Origin of the sequence: Neoalteromonas arenosi (assembly GCF_030362855.1) — a bacterium.
Taxonomy (GTDB): domain Bacteria; phylum Pseudomonadota; class Gammaproteobacteria; order Enterobacterales; family Alteromonadaceae; genus Alteromonas_E; species Alteromonas_E arenosi.
In genome coordinates this window covers 19,443-39,185 of the sequence record NZ_JAUCBP010000010.1, presented here as the reverse complement: position 1 = coordinate 39,185, position 19,743 = coordinate 19,443, and the positions used below count along the sequence as shown (strand labels likewise).

At 47.3% G+C, this 19,743-nt stretch carries 22 protein-coding genes; 13 read left to right on the top strand and 9 right to left on the bottom strand.

Annotated features, from left to right (window positions below):
* Positions 1-83 precede the first annotated feature (83 nt).
* Together QTP81_RS11915 and QTP81_RS11910 are read left to right on the top strand one after the other, a co-directional pair.
* Complete coding sequence (locus tag QTP81_RS11915) at positions 84-1,307, top strand: EAL and HDOD domain-containing protein (RefSeq protein WP_289365740.1); 1,224 nt, start codon at positions 84-86, stop codon at positions 1,305-1,307.
* A 21-nt stretch (positions 1,308-1,328) separates the two neighbouring features.
* Positions 1,329-2,579 (top strand): EAL and HDOD domain-containing protein, encoded by a 1,251-nt coding sequence (locus QTP81_RS11910; protein WP_289365739.1) that lies wholly within the window; start codon positions 1,329-1,331, stop codon positions 2,577-2,579.
* 97 nt (positions 2,580-2,676) lie between these two features.
* Here the strand turns inward: QTP81_RS11910 and ftsX are convergent, their stop codons facing one another.
* Genes ftsX through ftsY form a run of 3 tightly spaced genes read right to left on the bottom strand, consistent with a single transcriptional unit; the run spans position 2,677 to position 5,602 of the window.
* Positions 2,677-3,660, bottom strand: a complete 984-nt coding sequence (gene ftsX, locus QTP81_RS11905; protein ID WP_289365738.1) for a permease-like cell division protein FtsX — start codon at positions 3,658-3,660, stop codon at positions 2,677-2,679.
* Positions 3,657-4,346 carry a cell division ATP-binding protein FtsE gene (ftsE, locus tag QTP81_RS11900; RefSeq protein ID WP_289365737.1) on the bottom strand — a complete coding sequence of 230 codons (690 nt, stop codon included), beginning with the start codon at positions 4,344-4,346 and terminating at the stop codon, positions 3,657-3,659. Before ftsE ends, ftsX begins: the two co-directional genes overlap by 4 nt.
* Before the next feature lie 20 nt (positions 4,347-4,366).
* Positions 4,367-5,602, bottom strand: a complete 1,236-nt coding sequence (ftsY, locus tag QTP81_RS11895) for a signal recognition particle-docking protein FtsY (RefSeq protein ID WP_289365736.1) — start codon at positions 5,600-5,602, stop codon at positions 4,367-4,369.
* Between the two features lie 64 nt (positions 5,603-5,666).
* On the opposite strand from ftsY, the gene rsmD reads away from it, so the two are divergent.
* Positions 5,667-6,305, top strand: a complete 639-nt coding sequence (gene rsmD, locus QTP81_RS11890) for a 16S rRNA (guanine(966)-N(2))-methyltransferase RsmD (RefSeq protein ID WP_289365735.1) — start codon at positions 5,667-5,669, stop codon at positions 6,303-6,305.
* Here rsmD and QTP81_RS11885 read toward each other — a convergent pair.
* Positions 6,302-6,904: a DUF416 family protein gene (locus QTP81_RS11885; RefSeq protein WP_289365734.1), complete on the bottom strand. Its 603-nt coding sequence runs from the start codon at positions 6,902-6,904 to the stop codon at positions 6,302-6,304. The two genes, rsmD and QTP81_RS11885, sit on opposite strands and share 4 nt — an antisense overlap.
* Positions 6,901-7,506 carry a YhgN family NAAT transporter gene (locus QTP81_RS11880; protein WP_289365733.1) on the bottom strand — a complete coding sequence of 202 codons (606 nt, stop codon included), beginning with the start codon at positions 7,504-7,506 and terminating at the stop codon, positions 6,901-6,903. Before QTP81_RS11880 ends, QTP81_RS11885 begins: the two co-directional genes overlap by 4 nt.
* A gap of 111 nt (positions 7,507-7,617) precedes the next feature.
* Here QTP81_RS11880 and QTP81_RS11875 point away from each other — a divergent pair, with 111 nt between their 5' ends.
* A complete protein-coding gene (locus QTP81_RS11875) occupies positions 7,618-7,800 on the top strand; it encodes a helix-turn-helix domain-containing protein (protein WP_289365732.1) in 183 nt (60 codons plus the stop codon).
* 25 nt (positions 7,801-7,825) lie between these two features.
* Here the strand turns inward: QTP81_RS11875 and pepB are convergent, their stop codons facing one another.
* Entirely contained in the window at positions 7,826-9,109 is a 1,284-nt protein-coding gene (gene pepB / locus QTP81_RS11870) for an aminopeptidase PepB (protein ID WP_289365731.1), read from the bottom strand.
* Between the two features lie 57 nt (positions 9,110-9,166).
* Between pepB and sfsA the strand changes: the two genes are divergently transcribed.
* The 7 genes from sfsA (at position 9,167) to panC (ending at position 15,134) form a co-directional block, all read left to right on the top strand.
* On the top strand, positions 9,167-9,871 hold the full coding sequence (sfsA, locus tag QTP81_RS11865; RefSeq protein WP_289365730.1) for a DNA/RNA nuclease SfsA: 705 nt from the start codon (positions 9,167-9,169) through the stop codon (positions 9,869-9,871).
* A gap of 225 nt (positions 9,872-10,096) precedes the next feature.
* Positions 10,097-10,546: an RNA polymerase-binding protein DksA gene (gene dksA / locus QTP81_RS11860; RefSeq protein ID WP_289365729.1), complete on the top strand. Its 450-nt coding sequence runs from the start codon at positions 10,097-10,099 to the stop codon at positions 10,544-10,546.
* Positions 10,547-10,597: 51 nt separating this feature from the next.
* Positions 10,598-11,494: a tRNA glutamyl-Q(34) synthetase GluQRS gene (gene gluQRS / locus QTP81_RS11855; RefSeq protein ID WP_289365728.1), complete on the top strand. Its 897-nt coding sequence runs from the start codon at positions 10,598-10,600 to the stop codon at positions 11,492-11,494.
* A gap of 153 nt (positions 11,495-11,647) precedes the next feature.
* Complete coding sequence (gene pcnB, locus QTP81_RS11850) at positions 11,648-12,937, top strand: polynucleotide adenylyltransferase PcnB (protein ID WP_289365916.1); 1,290 nt, start codon at positions 11,648-11,650, stop codon at positions 12,935-12,937.
* On the top strand, positions 12,930-13,460 hold the full coding sequence (folK, locus tag QTP81_RS11845; protein ID WP_289365914.1) for a 2-amino-4-hydroxy-6-hydroxymethyldihydropteridine diphosphokinase: 531 nt from the start codon (positions 12,930-12,932) through the stop codon (positions 13,458-13,460). The genes pcnB and folK overlap by 8 nt, the downstream gene beginning before the upstream one ends.
* The gene (panB, locus tag QTP81_RS11840) at positions 13,457-14,251 is read left to right on the top strand and encodes a 3-methyl-2-oxobutanoate hydroxymethyltransferase (RefSeq protein WP_289365727.1); all 795 of its coding nucleotides are present in this window, start codon (positions 13,457-13,459) and stop codon (positions 14,249-14,251) included. The genes folK and panB overlap by 4 nt, the downstream gene beginning before the upstream one ends.
* 31 nt (positions 14,252-14,282) lie before the next feature.
* Positions 14,283-15,134 (top strand): pantoate--beta-alanine ligase, encoded by an 852-nt coding sequence (gene panC / locus QTP81_RS11835; protein ID WP_289365726.1) that lies wholly within the window; start codon positions 14,283-14,285, stop codon positions 15,132-15,134.
* A gap of 21 nt (positions 15,135-15,155) precedes the next feature.
* On the opposite strand, the gene QTP81_RS11830 is transcribed toward panC, so the two are convergent.
* A complete protein-coding gene (locus QTP81_RS11830; protein WP_289365725.1) occupies positions 15,156-15,695 on the bottom strand; it encodes a hypothetical protein in 540 nt (179 codons plus the stop codon).
* 35 nt (positions 15,696-15,730) lie between these two features.
* Positions 15,731-17,362 (bottom strand): pyridoxal-dependent aspartate 1-decarboxylase PanP, encoded by a 1,632-nt coding sequence (panP, locus tag QTP81_RS11825; RefSeq protein WP_289365724.1) that lies wholly within the window; start codon positions 17,360-17,362, stop codon positions 15,731-15,733.
* Between the two features lie 178 nt (positions 17,363-17,540).
* On the opposite strand from panP, the gene QTP81_RS11820 reads away from it, so the two are divergent.
* Together QTP81_RS11820 and QTP81_RS11815 are read left to right on the top strand one after the other, a co-directional pair.
* Positions 17,541-18,260, top strand: a complete 720-nt coding sequence (locus tag QTP81_RS11820) for an EAL domain-containing protein (protein ID WP_289365723.1) — start codon at positions 17,541-17,543, stop codon at positions 18,258-18,260.
* A 12-nt stretch (positions 18,261-18,272) separates the two neighbouring features.
* Positions 18,273-18,692, top strand: coding sequence for a hypothetical protein (locus tag QTP81_RS11815; RefSeq protein WP_289365722.1), 420 nt, complete (start codon positions 18,273-18,275; stop codon positions 18,690-18,692).
* 8 nt (positions 18,693-18,700) lie between these two features.
* Here QTP81_RS11815 and QTP81_RS11810 read toward each other — a convergent pair whose 3' ends face one another.
* Positions 18,701-19,705, bottom strand: a complete 1,005-nt coding sequence (locus QTP81_RS11810) for a 5'-methylthioadenosine/S-adenosylhomocysteine nucleosidase family protein (RefSeq protein ID WP_289365721.1) — start codon at positions 19,703-19,705, stop codon at positions 18,701-18,703.
* Positions 19,706-19,743: the final 38 nt, after the last annotated feature.

Here is a 19,743-nt window from a genome sequence, read left to right as displayed (position 1 = left end):
AAAAAGTTTCATTTTCTGTCACTTCGGGCGAAAAATCGGCATAATGTTTATTCTTTACGCAAATAAGTACAAAAGCCGCCTCGATGTTTGCCTATGTAGCGCGTCAGCCGATTGTTGACAACGAAAAAAATGTATTCGCCTACGAACTGTTGTTTCGCGACAGTGAACAGAACTGTTTCCCAGAAATCCCCGCCGATGAGGCAACATCAAAAATACTAACGGGAAATCATCTGTCATTGGGTATAGATGAGGTCAGTTGCAATAAAAAAGCGTTCATCAACTTTCACCAAGATACCCTTCAATATCGCTTCCCAACATCATTGGACGCCAATGGTGTGGTGATTGAAATTGTTGAAACAGTGAAAGTCACCCGTGAACTTTATGCAGCCTGCAAGCACATCGCTAATTTAGGCTATCACCTAGCGTTAGACGATTACGACTTTGCGCCCAAATGGGACCCCTTCTTATCCATTGTTCGCTATGTAAAAATCGACGTGCAAGAGCACAGTGTTGAAGACGTCACGCAACAGTTAGATAAATTAAAAGCTGCCAAAGTCATATTGGTGGCTGAAAAAGTTGAAACTCATGAAGAGTTTGAAGCGTATAAGTCGTTGGGATTTGATTATTTTCAGGGTTATTTCCTTGCCAAACCTGAAATTGTCAGAAATAAACAATTAGGCGCATCAAAATTATCACTCCTAGAGCTAGTTGCTGTCAGTTCAAGCGCCGATTTTGATTATGACAAAGTGAATAATGTTTTACAGCGAGATGTGGGTTTGTCATTTATGTTGTTGCGCTTTATCAATAACCCGTTGTTTAACAAGCGCAATAAAATTACCTCCTTACGCCATGCACTTACCTATATGGGTGAGATTGAAGTAAAAAAATTCATCGCATTACTGGCCTTGGCGAACTTGAGTGAAGGTAAACCGATAGAACTTATGCATATGTCACTGGTTCGCGCCAAATTTTGTGAACTAATGTCGCTATTTTTGAAAGAGAAAGAAAACCCACCGACGGGGTTTTTAACCGGTTTATTCTCGCTCCTTGACTCAATATTGGATCAATCAATGCCAATACTGGTGGAAAAGGTTCCATTGGCCGATAATGTAAAGGCCGCCTTGATTGGCAATGAAAATTTATTGCGTGAGTGCGTTGATATTGCACGCGCGTTTGAAGTCGGTAATTGGCCAACAGTGGAGCGTTTTTCTCAGCGACACGAGATTGATAAGGACTTACTTCACAGTTTTTATAATGAATCGATAAAATGGGGGCACGCGATGAAGCAAAGTGCCCTAGGCGCATAAAATAATAAGGATTAAAAAAGTATGTTTGCGTTTGTTGCACGACACCCAATTCTCGATAAAGAAAAAGATGTTTATGCCTATGAGCTAGTCTTTCGGGATGGCAAAGAAGGTGCGTTGCCCATTCATGATGAGCGCAAAACTAACTACGTAACCGAGCACTTTCACGCCTTAGGCCTGGACGATATTTCGGGGGATAAGAAGTCATTCGTCAATCTCAATCCCGAAACCTTATTGCAAGGTGTACCTGCAATCCTCGATCCTGACCGCGTAATTATCGAGTTAAATCGCGATCCGCGCAGTGATGTAGGTCTCACTGATGCTTGCAAGCACGCGAAGAACTTGGGCTTTCAACTAGCGTTAGACGACCCCCAATTACTGCAACGTAAGAGCGACGTATTACCACTTATCGATATCGTAAAGGTCGATTTGCAGGCACACCGCTTGGATATACTCGAGCACCAGCTACCCCGCCTTGCAGATGCTAATTTGCAGCTGGTAGCAGAAGCGGTGAATACCTATGAGGATTTTGCGAACTCACAATCATTAGGTTTCCAGTTATTCCAAGGATACTTTTTTGCCAAACCTGAAGCTCGCCTACAGCGAGACTTGCCGGCGAGCAAGTTAACCCTAGTCGATTTAATGGGCGAAAGTAGTAGCCCTGAGTTTAATTTTGAGCGCATTAACCAAATTATTGAACGCGACGCTGCCCTTTCGTATTTGTTATTGCGTTTTATTAACAACCCACTGATCAACAAGCGTTATAAAATCAGCTCATTGCGCCATGCTCTTAACTATATGGGCGAAGTCGAGATTAAGAAATTCATCGCCTTATTGTCGCTAGCTAACTTGAGCGACGAAAAGCCACTCGAGTTAACTCATATGTCACTCGTGCGCGCTAAGTTTTTCGATTTACTTTCTCAGCGGCGCCAATTGCGCACGGATCCTCCCATTGGCTTCTTAATTGGCTTATTCTCACTGCTTGATGCCCTTTTAGATCAGGATCTGCCCGATATATTGCATCAATTGCCGCTAGCTGAGGACGTTAATCAAGGTTTGTTGGGGCAGGACCAAGAGTTTGCCCACTACTTTACTTTGGTACGGGCGTTTGAAAGTGGGCTATGGCTAAACGTAATCAAAGTCGCCAAAGCGCTGGAAATCGACCAGAAGGAACTCCACAGTTTATATAACCAAGCCATCGTATGGGGCAATGGTGTGCGCCAAACGCTGTCTTCATACTTCCCGGCCCGTAAAATTACGCCCAGCACTATCTAAGCATCAATTGAACCTCGATAACTACCGCGCTTGTTCGCCCAGCGCGGCTTTGGCATTTGGAAGCTTAGCCCCAGTCAAAAGCTACCTGCGGTAAATCCTAGCTAGGCTCTATCTGGCGGACATGTCGCTGCACTGAGATAAACGACCCGATTAGCCCCAACAGAATCGATAAGCCGAGCATTACCAGCAAAGCCTGACCATCTAGGCCGGTAATCGAAAACTGCTTCTGATAAAGCTCAGCAAAGCGCGTGATGCTGGCATCCATCCACCATAAGATAGTCAGCACCGCAAACCACGCGATAAGCCCACCAAGTAAGCCAAACCAAAACCCGGTATACAAAAATGGGCGATGAATAAAAGCATCAGTAGCACCGACTAGTTTCATTACCACGATTTCATCGCGCTTGTTGAGGATGTTTAAGCGTATGGTATTGCCGATAATCAGCACTACCGCCAAAAATAATAGGATACCGATAAATGTCACCAACTCACGTGCCACATTTACCAGTGCATACAATCGCTCGAGCCAATCGATATCCAGTTTGCCAATGTCGACTTCGCGCTCTGCTAATAACTTCTCCAGCAATAGCTTGGCGGCTGTAGGGCTTGCATGCATGCTTGTAGGTGTCACCAACACGACATCGGGAATTGGGTTTTCCGGCAAATAGGCAATGGTATCGCCCAAACCTGAAAGCTGCTCAAATTCTTCCAGCGCTTGTTGTTTGGGAATAAATACGACCTTGTCGACCTCGTTCCACACGCTTAAGCGATTGACCAACTGTTGCGATTGTTGGGCACTCACGGTTGGTTTTAAAAACAGTGAAATCTCCGAAGCGTTTTGCCACCCGGCACTGAGTTTCTCGACATTGTTCACCAATATGTACAGGGTGCTCGGCAGCGTAATGCTCAACCCGAGCACACCAATAGTCATTAGCGATGCCACCGGTTGTCGCCATAGCTCACCAAGGCTTTGCAATGCTTGGCGAATGTGATCCACAAAAAACATTACAAAGCGCTGAAAACGATTAACCTTAGAGGATTGAACTGCGCTGGTATTGCGATCTTTGAATAATAAGCTCATTGCACTACCTCAACGCTGTCATCCGACAGACCATCCGTGATCATTTGGCCACTCTTAAGTGTTAGCGTGCGATAACGCATGCGCGCGATTAAGCCGAGGTCGTGGGTTGCGATTAATACCGAAACTCCGGCCTGATTAAAGTCTTCAAATAACTTGATGATCTCCATCGACAACTTCGGGTCCAAATTGCCCGTCGGCTCATCGGCTAACAGCAGAGGTGGTTTATTCACTATTGCTCGGGCGATCCCCACTCGCTGCTGCTCACCACCAGAGAGTGCAATTGGCAATTGACGCATTTTGTCTGCCAAGCCGACCATTTCCAGTGCAGCGGCCACACGCTTTCTGATTTGCTTATGGGAATAGCCTTCAATCACCAAAGGCAAACTGACATTGTCGAATACGGTGCGATCCATCAGCAGATGATGATTTTGAAAAATCATGCCGATATCACGGCGAATATAGGCGATTTGTTTTCGCGAGATTTTGCCTAAGTCATGCCCATTGATGAAAATCTTGCCTACAGTGGGTCGCTCCATAATGCTGATCAGCTTGAGCAGGGTACTCTTCCCTGCGCCTGAGTGGCCGGTCAAAAAGGCCATCTCGCCTGGTTGCAGGTGAAAATTCACTTGCTGAAGCGCCCGTTGGCCACCTGCGTAGGTCTTGCTTACCTGCTCAAACTTGATCATCGTGAGTACATCCTAGTTAATCACTCTGCTGAATCACCTTCGGTAAATAGTGCATCAATAAAATCACGACTGTTAAAAGCGCGCAAGTCATCAATACCCTCTCCCACGCCAATATAGCGGATCGGGATTTGTAATTGGTCAGCAATGGCAAAGATAACACCGCCTTTGGCCGTGCCATCAAGTTTCGATAAGGTAATGCCAGTAACGCCTACCGCCTCGCTGAACAGCTTGGCCTGACTAATCGCATTCTGACCAGTACCAGCATCGAGCGTCAGCATGATTTCGTGTGGTGCATTGGGGTTAACCTTGCGCATCACGCGAACCACTTTTTTCAGCTCTTCCATCAAATTGTCTTTATTCTGCAAGCGACCGGCTGTGTCAGCTATCAATACATCGGCCCCCTTGGCTTCGGCCGATTGTAACGCATCGAACAACACTGATGCACTATCGGCTCCGGTGTGCTGAGCAATCACGGGGATATCATTGCGCTCGCCCCACACTTGCAGCTGTTCTACCGCTGCGGCGCGAAACGTGTCGCCTGCCGCAAGCATTACTCGTTTGCCCTGCTGTTGGTATTGCTTGGCCAACTTACCAATGGTGGTAGTTTTACCGACGCCATTAACACCTACCATTAAAATCACAAAGGGACCTTCGGCATTGTCGATCACCAGAGGCTTATCAACTTCATCGAGCATTGCTTGCATATCCTGCTTAAGCATGCCGTAAAGTGCTTCACCATCTTTCAGTTGCGACAATTTGGCATTCTCAGTTAAGCGCGTGATGATCTTATTGGTTGTGTCCATACCCACATCAGCAACCAGTAATTGCGTCTCTAGCTCTTCATACAGATCTTCATCAATGGACTTGCCTTTGAACAAGGCTACAAAGCCTGTACCGATGTTTTGTTTTGTGCGTGACAGTCCAGCCTTAAGCCGCTCCATAAATTTCGGCTTGGCTGGTGCTTCGGGCTCCGCTACTGGCTCGCCAACTGGTTCTATCTCTGGTTCGCTTGACAGCTCAGGCTCTACAAGCGGCGCTGAGGCTTCCGTAACTTCTATTTCATTAGTTACCGTTTCCTTCACAATCGGCGCTGTGCTTGCAACATCAGACTGCGGCGCAGGGGTTTCACTAATTGCCTCATCAAGCGTTCCGCTCGATTGCTCTTCGGGCACAGATTGTTGATGAGTTTTTTCAGTAGGTTCTGGGGTAGATGGTTTTTTCTTGTCTTTGTTAAACCAATCAAAAAATTTCGACATTAAACTAGGATTCCATCTCAACGTATCCGCAGTTTTTGGGATACACTAGGGTTTTGAAAAATCATTGGCGAGTATCTTAGCATTGACCCGCAACAACAAGCGAGACTCAAAACGCAACAAGGCACAAACTAACCGCAGTAGTAGTGGTTCGATCCGCATCATCGGTGGACAATGGCGCGGTCGAAAGTTACCGGTGAGATATGCCCAGGGTTTGCGACCGACCACCGACCGCACTAAAGAAACGCTATTTAATTGGTTGATGCACGATACCACTGATGCCGTATGCCTGGATTTGTTTGCCGGCTCTGGCAGCTTGGGTTTTGAAGCGTTATCGCGGTATGCCAGAACTGTGACCTTGGTTGAAAAAGATGCTGCCAACGCGCGTCAGTTACAAACCAACTTAGCCACGTTAAATCTCTCGGCGCAGCAGGCCACTGTTATCCAGCAAGACGCATTACAGGTGCTGCCTACGCTTGGTGAACAATACGACCTAATTTTTATCGATCCGCCGTTTCATCAAGGTCTAGCGGAGCAGGCTTTGGCTCTGATTCAGCAGCACAAAGTACTCAAGCATGACGGGCTGTTGTACATAGAGACTGAGAGCGAACTGGCAGATATTGGTACTCAGTTTCAATTGCAGCAGTTAAAACAAAAATCTACCGGCCAAGTTGCTTATGGACTGTGGTGTTTGAGCGCTGATTAAGCGCCCAATTCTATACCGATATTCGTAGCGCCATCTTGCAGCGCAAATTCTTGGAGGCGCTCAGTGCTGGGCAGGTGCTTATTTCCACTCGTCAGTAAACTGAGTAACTCTTGTTGAAACTCGACTTCACGTTGCATCAAGGGATGCGCTTTTATGGCCCGATTGTCGAGCTCTCCCTCAGTGGCCAAAATAACCGCTTCGACGCTGCCCTGTGAGAGCTTACTGAGCATAACGGCTCCTTGTGGCTCATCACCGGTGACTAAACTGATCGCCGCAACCATTGCCATTGCACAATCAATGGCGGGGTACACACCAAAAGTATCGTACTCATGTGCATCAGGAGCTATCGCCTCAACCTTGTCCCGCAAAAGGCCCATGTTGGTCGTCACTTTGCGTTTCGCCTTAACCGCATCGTAAGCCAACCACAGCTGATGTAAGGCCTTTTCCATTTGCCCTTCAGTTTCAAATTCACAGACTTGGCAGAACAACGTAAAGTTGGGTACTTGTCGTTCCAGCATCGTCGCGCAAAAACCGATAGCCGCAGTTACTGGAAGTTCGCGAACCTGCGCAAAAATATTGAGTTTATTTGATGTATTCATCGCGCCAGCTCCGCCGCATGTGAAATATATGCACTCACCCCATCGAGCAACATTTGAATTGCAATCATGATAAGGATCATACCCATTAATCGTTCCATCGCCGACAACCCTCGTTCACCCAGTAGCTTTTGAAATAGTCCAGAGAACATGAGTATAACGGCGGACACAAACCACGCCGCCCCCAGTGCAATTGACCAATCGACCATCCGTGTTGGGTCTTGATTGCTCAATAGTATCAACGCGGCTAGGGTACTTGGCCCGGCAATCATTGGCACAGCTAACGGCACAATGAAAGGTTCTTCACCTACAGCTAAACCCGTGACGCCGCCCGGTTGTGGGAAAATCATTTTCAATCCAATCAGAAATAAAATAACCCCACCGGCAATTCGCACGGTTTCTTGGCCGACGTTTAAAAAGTCTAAAATCGCCTGCCCACTAAACAAGAAGATAAACAAAATCACCAGGGCAACCACCAACTCCCGGATCAGAATGATTCTGCGCCGTTTTGGCTCAATAACCTTCAGGACCGAGGTAAAGATAGGCAAGTTGCCAAGCGGATCCATGATCAAAAACAACATCACGGCCGCTGATAAGGTATCCATTTATTCTCCATTTTTGATTGAAAGAGCGATTAATTTGCGGCGCATTATAGCGAAAATTCATCAGACGGTTTACATTATTAGAAGAACGATAATTTAGCCAAGGAATATCAAATGAGTTTAATGTCTGTTAGTGAAGTCGCCGAATTTTTAGGTGTGCAGGAAATTCGAGTCGAACGTCTGGAAAGAGAGAGTTTATTAATTGCCAAAGAAAAAGACGGTAGCGGTAAACCACTATTCGACCGCGGTGATGTTGAACGCTATAAAACACTAGCAGAGCGTTTAGGTGGCATTTAACTAAATACCACCTAGTCCATTCCTCTTATTGCGCTAGCAGTGCTCGCGCAATAGTTCTAACACCTTGGCCAGTTGCACCTGCTGGCATTAAGTTATTGCCACCACTGTTATAGGCTGATGCCAGGTCTAAGTGAGCCCAACCGCGTCCGTCGTTGGCGACGAAGCGCGACAAGAAACCAGCAGCATTCGATGCCCCACCAGCACCACCACCTTTAACGGGGCGGCTATTCGCGGTATCAGCAAAGTTTGACGGACACTTGTCTTTGTGCCACGACTCCAAGGGTAATGGCCAGGTACGCTCATTTTCTTGGCGCGCCCAATTCAGCATGGAATCACGTAACTCATCGTCCAAACTGAATAACGCATTGTAGTCCGTTCCAACTGCTGCAATCGCCGCACCGGTTAAAGTTGCAGCATCAATGACTAACGGCGCGTTGGTTTCTGCCGCGGCCAACAAACCATCAGCGAGCACTAATCGGCCTTCAGCATCAGTGTTAACGATTTCAACGGTGACACCATTCTTGTAGGTCAAAATATCACCGAGCTTGTACGCATGACCGCTAATAAGATTCTCCGCACAGCATAAGAACAATTTAACGCGTTGCTGTAAGCCTTGCATGATTGCTAAGCCCAGACCACCCGTGACTGTTGCAGCGCCGCCCATATCGCATTTCATGTCCAGCATGCCTTCGCTGGATTTGATGCTGTAGCCACCGCTGTCAAAAGTAATGCCCTTACCCACTAAAGCTGCGGCAACAGGCGCATTCGCATCACCACTAGGGTTGTAATCAACAACCAACATGGCCGGTGGACGCTCACTGCCGCGTCCAACATTGTAGATCCCAGTCCATCCTTGTTGTTCTAGCTCTTCACCCAAGATCAATTCAACACTGACTGCTGTCGGCGCTAACGACACCAGCCAATCAGCCGCAGTCTTGGCCAAATACTCAGGACTCATCACTTCTGGCGTTTCATTCACCAAATTGCGCGTAAATACCAATGCATCGAGCCGCTGGCTCAAAAGTTGTTTGTCTGCATTGTCACAAAAATGCAGTGTGGTGGGGTTTTTATGCGATACGAAACTGATCGCAAATGCCCACTGCTGCTCAATATCCCATTCGCCTGTCAAGGCAACTTCGTTGAGGGCATTGGCCTCCAATTGGCGCGCTGCTTTTTGGATTGTACGCAGCTCCAAACCGCCGTCGAGTAAGTGAATTAAGGCGCCTTGCTGGTCATAGGAAATAAGTGAATCACGATGCCATGCTCCAGTTGCAGGCTCGCTTGTGAGACGTAAATTAAAAACCGACATTGATAAACCTTTTTGCTATTCTTCGACGCTACTCTAACAAACCTCGCTAGGGAATCCATGGATTTTGCACTCCCGCTTATCAGCGGCACGTTAATAAAACGATACAAACGCTTTTTTGCCGATGTGAAATTGGATTCTGGTGAAGTCGTTACGGCTCACTGCGCCAATACTGGCGCAATGACCGGCTGCGCCGAGCCTGGTTTTAAAGTGTGGCTGAGCCCAGCCAATAACCCCAAACGCAAATTACAGTATACCTGGGAAATCGCCATCAATGACGACGGTGCCAAAATCGGAGTCAATACTAACAACGCCAACAAAATCGTTGCTCATGCATTGCACAGCAAACACATAGCTGAAGTTTCTGAATATGACCATATTCGGCCCGAATTTAAACCGCAAGGCGCTGATTCGAGATTTGACTTTTTGTTACAATCTGAAGGTATCCCAGACTGTTTATTAGAAGTAAAATCGCTGACCTTATGCGAAGGCAGCACGGGTTTCTTTCCCGATGCCGTGACCACAAGAGGTGCCAAGCACTGCGCTGAATTGGCTAACTACGCACAGCAAGGCTATCGGGCGATATTGTTATTTTGTGTGCAACACACAGCGGTGGAACAAGTAAAAGTTGCAGCCCATGTAGATGCAAAGTACGCTGAAGCTCTGTGTCAAGCGCGTCAACAGGGCGTCGAAGTGTTGGCGTATAAATGTGCAATTGAAGAAGAAAAAACCCTTATAAATCAGAAGCTAGATATTGTTTTCTGAAAAATAGGTTGATTTTTAACACAACATCGCCATATTTGCCGCTTACTTTTTTTGTTCTATTATTACCGAATTCCGGTCATACAGTGAACACAGCACAAGCCGTCGAGGCTGGTTTTTGGTTCAATAACTGGCTCAACGTAATCAAAATAGGTTACAGTTTCGACGATTTGCTTTTTGTCTTTTTGAGACGAAGATTATATAGGTTGATTCTGGGAGAAGTGTCCTATGCCAACAAATAAAGATGTTAAGCCTATTGGCTTACTAGCGCTTGCGGGTCTTGAGCCATATCAGGAAGGCAAAGACGAAGAGTATATGAATGAAAATCAGTTAGAGCATTTCCGACTGATTTTGACTGCATGGCGCAACCAACTTCGCGAAGAAGTCGATCGCACAGTAACTCACATGAAGGACGAAGCCGCCAACTTCCCAGACCCTGTCGACCGCGCAGCGCAAGAAGAAGAATTCAGTTTAGAGCTTCGTACGCGAGATCGCGAGCGCAAGTTGATTAAGAAAATTGAAAAGACTCTCAAGCGCATCGAAGATGACGATTTCGGATTCTGTGATTCCTGTGGCATTGAAGTAGGTATTCGCCGCTTAGAGGCACGTCCTACAGCCGATATGTGTATTGACTGCAAGACGATGGCAGAAATCAAAGAGAAACAATTGCAGGGCTAATCGCTCTCCCAACTATCAAAAAGCTGTACAATCCGTTGTACGGCTTTTTTTATGACCGCAACAAATATGCATTCACCCTCAGGCTACATCGGTCGCTTTGCACCATCACCCACTGGACCGCTGCATTTAGGTTCACTTGCAACTGCGTTGGCAAGCTATCTTCACGCGAAACAGTCCAAGGGTAAATGGTTGTTGCGCATGGAAGATATTGATACGCCGCGTTGCGTAGCTGGCGCTGATCAGCTGATCTTACAAACGTTATTGGCGCACGGTTTGCGGTGGGATGGCGACGTGCTGTATCAATCGGAAAGCTTACAACGCTATAGCGACGTTTTGTCATCACTGGCGCAATACACTTATCGCTGCGATTGCACGCGAGCGCAAATCAAAGCGCGCGGGATGGCCTATGATGGCCATTGCCGTAAGCGCAATAAGGTCGACTCTCCGTATGCAATCCGGTTTCGCCATCAAGTGCCGGTCCAGATTTTTGAGGACTTGTTACTCGGTAACGTACAAATTGATGACCCTTTTTGCACTGAAGACTTTGTTTTAAAGCGACGTGATGGACTGTTTGCATATCACCTCGTCGTTGTCGCTGACGATATTTACCAAGGGGTAAATACTATCGTCCGAGGTGCCGACCTTTTAGCCACCACAAGCTGCCACTTAGCCTTGTATCACGCGTTACATGCACCAACACCGACGTATGCGCATTTACCCGTGTTAGCGACTGCACCGGGCATGAAATTGAGTAAACAAAATCACGCCCCAGCGGTTGACGACAAAGTTGCCGTTAGCAACCTGCACAAGGCCTTAGCAGGCCTTGGCTTCGTACTGCCGCAGCAGCAAGATTTATCCAGTGTCAGTGCAATTATCGAATGGGCAGAAGAAAACGCCGATGTATCAACGCTCAGCGGCGTGCGCGAAGTTATTGTCGAATCCGCCTAAGCAGCTTATCATATGCGGCTAATTTTGATCGCCAACTAGGGCGGGGAGCCAAGGCTTATCATCAATAAAGTCATTAAAAAAATGCGTCAAGTGCTGTCGTCGTCAGACACTGCTGCCGATTTGGGCAGTAACGGACAGATCAAGCGCGTTGTTATCCCACGGGCTGAGCACCCGATAACGCGCAAAGAGATAAGCCCGAATGCGCTAAAAGTATTGTATCGTCTCAACAGCGCGGGATATGAAGCCTATCTAGTCGGCGGATGTGTGCGCGACATAATGCTCGGTCAACATCCAAAGGACTTCGATGTGGTTACCGATGCTACACCGGAGCAGGTGCAAGAGCAGTTTCGCAATTGTCGCTTGATTGGGCGGCGCTTCCGCCTCGCCCATATTGTATTTGGACGCGAGATTATTGAAGTGGCCACTTTCCGCGGCCATCACGACAGTAACGAAAACGCTGCCGACTTAGGTAAACAAACAGAGCATGGCCAACTGACACGCGATAACGTGTTTGGCACGATAGATGAAGATGCCCAGCGCCGTGACTTTACAATAAATGCCATGTACTACAGCGTTGCCGACTACACCGTCATTGATTTCGCCCACGGCGTGCAAGCGATTCAGCGGCGAGAAATTGAACTTATTGGCGATCCGGAAACACGCTATCGCGAGGATCCCGTGAGAATGTTGCGTGCCGTACGCTTCGCCGCCAAGTTGGATATGCACATCACCCCACGCACAGGTGCCCCTATTCCCCAGTTGGCCGGTCTATTATCGAATATTCCTGCCGCACGCCTGTTCGAAGAGTATTTAAAGCTCTTCCTTGCGGGTAAAGCTGTGAAAACCTTTGAACTACTCAATCACTACAGGCTATTCCCATTGTTGTTTCCCTGTTTAGATGGGGTGCTTAACAATCCTCAAGGGCGCGAGATGCAATTGATTGAGCAGGTACTGATCAATACCGACAATCGCATCAACAACGATATGCGCGTTACACCGGCCTTTCTGCTGGCAGCGTTTCTGTGGTATCCGTTAGAAGAACGCTATCAGCGCCTGTTGACAGAGTCTGGCCTGCAGCCACATGACGCGTTCAATATTGCGATGAGTGATGCGCTCATTGAGCAAACCAAGCGCCTGATGATCCCCAAACGGTTCAGTATCGCAATGCGCGAAATTTGGCAATTGCAGTGGCGTTTACCTCGTCGTTTCGGCCGCCGAGCACAAACGTTATTTAGTCATCCGCGCTTCAGAGCCGCGTATGATTTTATGTTGCTACGCGCTGAAATCGAAGGCGGTGAGGCACATGAAGTGGCGCAGTGGTGGACGGATTATCAAGAAGCGAGCAATGAAGGTCGCAAAAAGATGGCTAACGTAGGCTCTCGCAAACCGCGGCGCAAACGCGGACCACGACGCTCTAATAAGGTTAACAATGGCGATGCATGAGCAAGTCTTTATCGGTCTTGGTAGTAACATTAGTCATCCGGAATTTGGCGCACCGGCTGAGCAAGTCGCGCATGCTATTGAAACGATTGCTGTCCATCCTGAGCTTGAACTTCAAGCGTCATCATCGCTCTATCAAAGCGCGCCAATGGGTCCACAAGACCAGTCTGATTATATTAACGCCGTAGTGCATATTCGCTGTGCTTGTTCCGCTGACGCACTACTTGATCACTTACAAGCGATTGAACTCCATTTTGGTCGCGAGCGCAAAGAAGAGCGCTGGGGTCCGCGCACACTGGATTTGGATATACTATTATTCGACCAACAGATCATCCAAACTCGTCGTTTAACCATACCTCATTATGGTATAGCCGAACGCGAGTTTGTTTTGGTACCGCTGTTTGAATTGGCGCCGGAGATGGTAATGCCAGATGGCCGTCCAATCGCAGCATGGGTTGCGAATTGCTCGTTAAAGGGCTTGAGACGTTTACGAACGGAGATTACCTCGGGAGAGCATAACGCATGAAAAAAAAGACGATTGCGACACTGCAAAAATTGAAGCATGAAGGCCAGAAAATAACGGCGTTAACGGCATATGATGCCAGTTTCGCCAAACTGTTTGATACGGCTGGCGTTGATCTAATTCTGATTGGTGATTCATTGGGAATGGTCCTGCAAGGCAGTGACGATACCTTAGGCGTTACGGTCGACGATATCGCCTATCACACCCGCTCTGTGAGTCGCGGCGTGGCCCACACTATGGTCATTGCTGATATGCCATTTATGTCTTACGCAACACCTGAACAAACCTACGCGAATGCGGCAAAACTCATGGCTGCCGGTGCAAGTATGGTCAAACTGGAAGGCGGCGAATGGTTAGTTGAGACGATTCGAGGCTTAGTTGAAAGAGGCGTACCGGTATGCGGCCATATAGGCTTAACGCCTCAGTCGGTGCATGTGTTTGGCGGCTTTAAAGTGCAAGGACGCCAGCAAGAAAAAGCCGATCAGCTCGTGGCCAGTGCCAAAGCACTGCAGCAAGCTGGCGCACAGTTGCTGGTTATTGAGTGCGTGCCGACTTCGGTTGGCAAACGCATTGCCGAAGCAGTTGATATCCCCGTCATTGGTATTGGCGCTGGCGTACACTGCGACGGGCAAATATTAGTCATGCACGACATGCTCGGTGTCAGCGCGAACTACATGCCAAAGTTCTCGAAAAACTATTTAGCCGAAACGGGTGATATTCACAAAGCGGTTGAACAGTTTATTTGTGAAGTCCATGAAAAAAAATTCCCCGACGCTGGGCACAGCTTTGAATAATCACCAACCCAAATGTCCTTAAGGATTCAGTATGCAAGTTATTGAAAATATCCAATCACTGCGTGAGTTACGCCGCAGTTGGCAAATCAATGGCGACGTAATTGCGTTTGTGCCAACGATGGGTAATTTGCATGCGGGCCATTTGAAATTGGTCAAGCACGCCAAAGCAAGTGCTGACATTGTCGTGGTGTCCATATTTGTAAATCCATTGCAATTTGGCCCAGACGAAGACTTGGATGCTTATCCACGGACGATGGAAGCCGATGTAGCAGCGCTCACTGAACTTGGGGTAGATGTGGTCTTCATGCCCAAAGCAGCCGACATATACTCGCGAGGCCTTGAGCAACAAACCTTTGTTGAGGTACCTGGATTGTCTTACATGATTTGTGGTGCCAGTCGTCCGGGACACTTCCGCGGAGTAGCTACCATTGTCTGTAAACTATTTAATATGGTTCAGCCTAACAAGGCCTATTTTGGCGAAAAAGACTTTCAACAGCTCCAAGTCATCCGCGCGATGGTAACTGATTTATCCATGAACCTTGAAGTACATGGCGTACCGACTGAACGCGAAACAGATGGCTTAGCGATGAGTTCTCGTAATGGTTATCTAACCCCAGAGCAGCGTCAAATCGCACCGACCTTGTATCAGCAAATCAGTCATATGGCTGAGCAAATCTTGCAGGGCCGTCGCGACTTTAGCTATCTCATTAGTGAAGCAAAGCGGACATTAGCTGAGGCGGGTTTTAAACCCGATTACATTGAAGTCCGTGCCGCACATAATTTGTTAAGCCCAGGTCACGAAGATCAGCACTTAGTTATTCTAGCCGCTGCGTTTTTAGGTAAAACACGCCTGATAGACAACATCCAAATACATCTAGATTAGTTGCGAGAGAAGCGGTCTGGGTTAGTCGCTATGTTTATGAAAGCCTTGCTCAGCTGATGTGGCAAAACAGGCGCTTTGCACTTGATGGGTCATATCATCAATTTGAGCGCGAAACGATGGCCGAAAAGACACGAATTCAAACGCCCCCTCGCGGTCGTCGTGGTTAAAACAGTAATGGTCGATAATCGATGCGGATATCATCAACACCATACCCTGAACCATATTGACTACTTTGTTGTTGTGCGCGGGTAATACAAAGGCGGTCCGTGCGGGTTTTATCTTTTCATTCGGTTCATTGAGCATGTGAGTAAACGCACTTAACACCGCTAAATCGCCATCAATATCAGTACATTGACTCAGATCGTAATAGCTGTTCATGCCCGGAATGAAATCGTCATCCATAATAATGGTATTGAGTAGCGTATAGATCTGCTCAAACGAAATTGAGCCCCGCACCCAAGCGACTAACGCATTCTCTTCAGGAAATAGTTTGTAGACAACAGGCGCGGACTCAGACATAGCCATACACACAGAGTAAATTTCTACTACATTACGGGTCATACAAAAGTTAGTCAATAGCGAAAAAACGTGCGCAACTAACTAACTTTCACATGCGGTAGCAGAAGTCCTTGAAGTTCTTGCCAGGCCTGAGTTTCCTGAGCAATGGTCGCTTGCTCTTGCAATATGGCGCGCAAGTCTTCATCTGAGGTTAAAGGGTTGGCGAGAACCACCCGGAATACGGTAATCGTTTTATCGCTGTATGTTTGGGTCGATAGGCGTGTTCGCGATACGAACGACTTACCCGCTTCGCGCTGACGTTTTTGCACACTAACCACTAGTTGATTAAGCAAATCGTAAATGCGTTGTTGCGTTTGTTGACTTGCATTGGCCAAAAGATCATGAACTCCCGGCGGAACAACACGGTAGGTCAAAATACTCAGTGTTGGTTGCGTAATGAGCTCGAAGAATGGGTCTTCCTCGATCATTTCAGCGTATCGGCGAGCCTTTTCAATACTCTGATTTATGAGTAGTTCATAGCCTTGACGACCGAGAATGTGTAGTGACGCATATACCAGCATTGCCATACCATTGCGCGAGCCTTCAAGCGTGGTGGAACCCAAATCTTTAGAGCCTTCACGCAAAATATATTGTGCATGATGACGTACCGCATTGCTATCTTTCGGATCTTTAAACAATGCCATGCCTGCGCCCATCGGCACGTACATTTGCTTGTGGGCATCCATAGTAATCGAGTCAGCGCGCTCAATGCCCTTCAGTTTATGGCGATAGCGCTCGGAAAATAGCGTTGCGCCGCCCCAAGCAGCATCAACGTGGAACCAACAACCTAGCTCATTGGCAACATCTGCTAGTTCATCTAGGGGATCTACGTGCCCAGTCTCTGTGGTGCCCGCAATGCCAACGATTGCGAGTAATTTCTTGCCCTGCGCAGCATATTCACGTCCAGCAATTAGCGCCTTTTCAGGTGACAGTGTTTGTGATGGACAATCAATAGTGACCATCTCGTCACGGCCCATGCCGAGTAAATCCATCGCCTTGCCCAAGGAGTAATGACCACGACGTGAAGACAATACGCCAACACCATCAATATCGTAATGCCGATACGCCGCTGCAAGGCCGGCCCGCGCTACGCCTGAAAATCCAGGTCTTGGCCCCAACAAGTTGTTCCTAGCAACCCATAATGCCGTCATGTTGGCAACCGTGCCACCAGAACAAAAAGCACCTAAAGAATGTTTAGCACTGTGCAAATACTGTTCATAAAAAGTCTCGTCTTGACCATACACCAGCTTATGCATGATCCCCAACACCTGACGCTCTAGTGGCGTGAATGCCTTTGAGGTTTCAATCTTTACCAAGTTTTGGTTGAGACCCACCATCAGCTTGGCCAGTGGTAAATGAAAATACGGCAATGCTGAGGTCATATGGCCGATAAACCGCGGCGAGTAAGTGTTTACCGAATGAGCAACGAGCTTTTCCAGTAACGTTTCGGCATGAGTCGAAACGAATTCCGGTATTTCTGGAATCGCAGCAGAGGCGAAGTCTTTTTCAATTTCTTCTAACGACGTTTTTTTTGCTACAACGTGCTGCGACAAAAAGTCGGCTAAATTATCAGAAATATGTTGTTCGATTTGTGCCAGCTTAGAATTCAGTTGCTCGGGTTTGGTAAACACCCGGATCAAATGACTCATACTGACTTCAGCTTTACTCACACAGACTTCCTCAACCGCTAACTTTGCCGATCACTCGGGCGATCGGTGATCGCGGACTTTACCCCAGAAATGCACAATTACCAAGTGTTATACGCGCTATTTACACACCAAAGCACAGTGGCGCTTGTGAAAATTCTGGTATAGATTAATAACTCTAGGTTAGAAAAGTATGTACTGAATGCCAATAAAAGAGATCACTGAGAGCTTTTCGCTTGAAAAAATTGTGCCCTTTTTCCAACCAATTATGGATTTAGAGGCGGAGTCAGTTTGGCGCTATGAATGCTTAGCTCGCTTAATTAACGAGCAAGAAGTGACGTTTTTACCTAATGATTTCTTATTTATCGTCGAGCGCAACAATTGGTGTCAGCAATTAACAGAAACTATGCTGTTGCAGAGCGCGCAATACTTTCGCCACCTCAATATCCCGTGGAATATCAATATCGACACCCAAGATCTGCTCAATCCCAAGCTCATTCCATTCGTGCGTGACGTGTTAGCCGAATACCCGCACAGGGAGCGTATCAGTATTGAGCTTACTGCACACGCGGCGCTGCATTACGAAAATGAGTTAGCACACTTTGTTCAACAATGCAGTGAGTTGGGCATTGGTATTTTTATTGATAATGTTGGCGCTACCCCGGTTAATGTCCAGCGTTTACTCAGTTTGCCATTGACTGGCGTGAAGCTCAGCGGGAACTTGATCAATCATTACGTAGAAGACCCACAATTACAGCAGTTTGTCGATCACGTATGTGAAGTGGCACACGCCAAAGATGTCGCAATCGTCGCCGAACACGTCGAAAACCAATCGACCATTGAGTTGCTCAAGCAGCTCTCGATCCGCTACGCCCAGGGGTTCTTGTTTTATCCACCAGGCAAAGAAGCCATGTCGCACTAAGCGATACTATTGATGGGATCGTTTGACTTTTTTGCCTTAGCGCTAACCTGCCCCGATTGTGGTGCGTCTTATACTGAGAATGCCCCAACCAATATGCAGACCAAGATACAAAATCATATGTATTTAGCAATGCTTGCAGTTGGTACGAAGCTTGATATCTATTATCCAATAACGGATTGCGGCTATGCGCTTGTCAATCCACCAGTTAAAAAGGATAGCTTTACATTAATAGACGCGTGGGAGTGCGTAAACTGCAGTGGATATCAATGGGCGCTGATCACTGTTGAGGATTCGGTTTTGACCGGAGGCCAAGCGGTCAAACTGTCTTGCGAAATAATCAATAACGTCAATTACCTATCTGATGACGCAAATGATATTGGTTGGCAAATTGTCAGCGGCAAAGCCGTCTACGAAGGTTCAGAGAGGCTTTAATTAGAATATTATTCATTTTCTGTCACTATCTCATCAAGTAAGCCCAGCAATAGCTTTGTGCCGGTTCCGGAAGCAATAGCATCAAATACGTTCCCTTCGTTTTTACCCTTTTGACCACCCGCCAAATCGCTGACCGAACGAATAATCAGCCAATCTATGTCGTTGACGAAACAGACTTGTGCAACGGCAGCTGACTCCATTTCAGCTACGTCAGCGTTAAACACCTCACGCAACCAATTGCGATAGTCTGCGTTATCAACAAATACTGACCCCGTTACGCCATTGCCACCAACTGCTACTTGGATAGGCTTTCCCGATGGCATTGTTATAGTTGGGATCGTCTCCAATGCGCGTTTCGTCATTGTGAGCAACCTAGGGGTTGCAGAGAAATACGGCATGCGCCGGCGCGAGTCCCATCCTTCTCTTACAACAGCAACTTCGTTGGGATGAATAAATCCGAAATTATTGTAACGTGGTGCATGAGGATTGGTCACATTGCGCTGCGTATACTGTTCGAGCTGAGCCATATAAAAACTGGGAAGCTCGTATTCGTTTCTGGCATTGGGCTTGGGGTTTACATAGACAGACTCGTCATGGAAATACCAACGCTCTGGAACCGCAATATCACCTGGCGTAAATTGCGGATCAGTGGCGCCAGCAATGCCCATCATTACCAATGTGTCGATAGGGAAATAATCTAAAGCCATTTGTACTGTCATGGCCGCATTGGTGATACTTATCCCAGTACTTAACACGACAATGGGCTCCCCCTTATATTCACCTAACTGATATTTAACGCCTTTGAAATACAGTGTTTCGGTGATTTGCGCATCTTCCATCTGGGCAAATGCTGCATCAATGGCGGCAATCTCTGGTTCGTACGCCGCGACGACCGCTGTCCATTTGTTTTCAATGTGTTTGAAATCTCTCGGTCCAAATGGACTAGTGTGCTCATGTGCGCCGCTCAGGCTCGAAAATACCAAGCATAAAATAAATACTGACAAGCGTTTCATCGTGTACCTATATCGTTTTATTTGGGATTCATCACTCA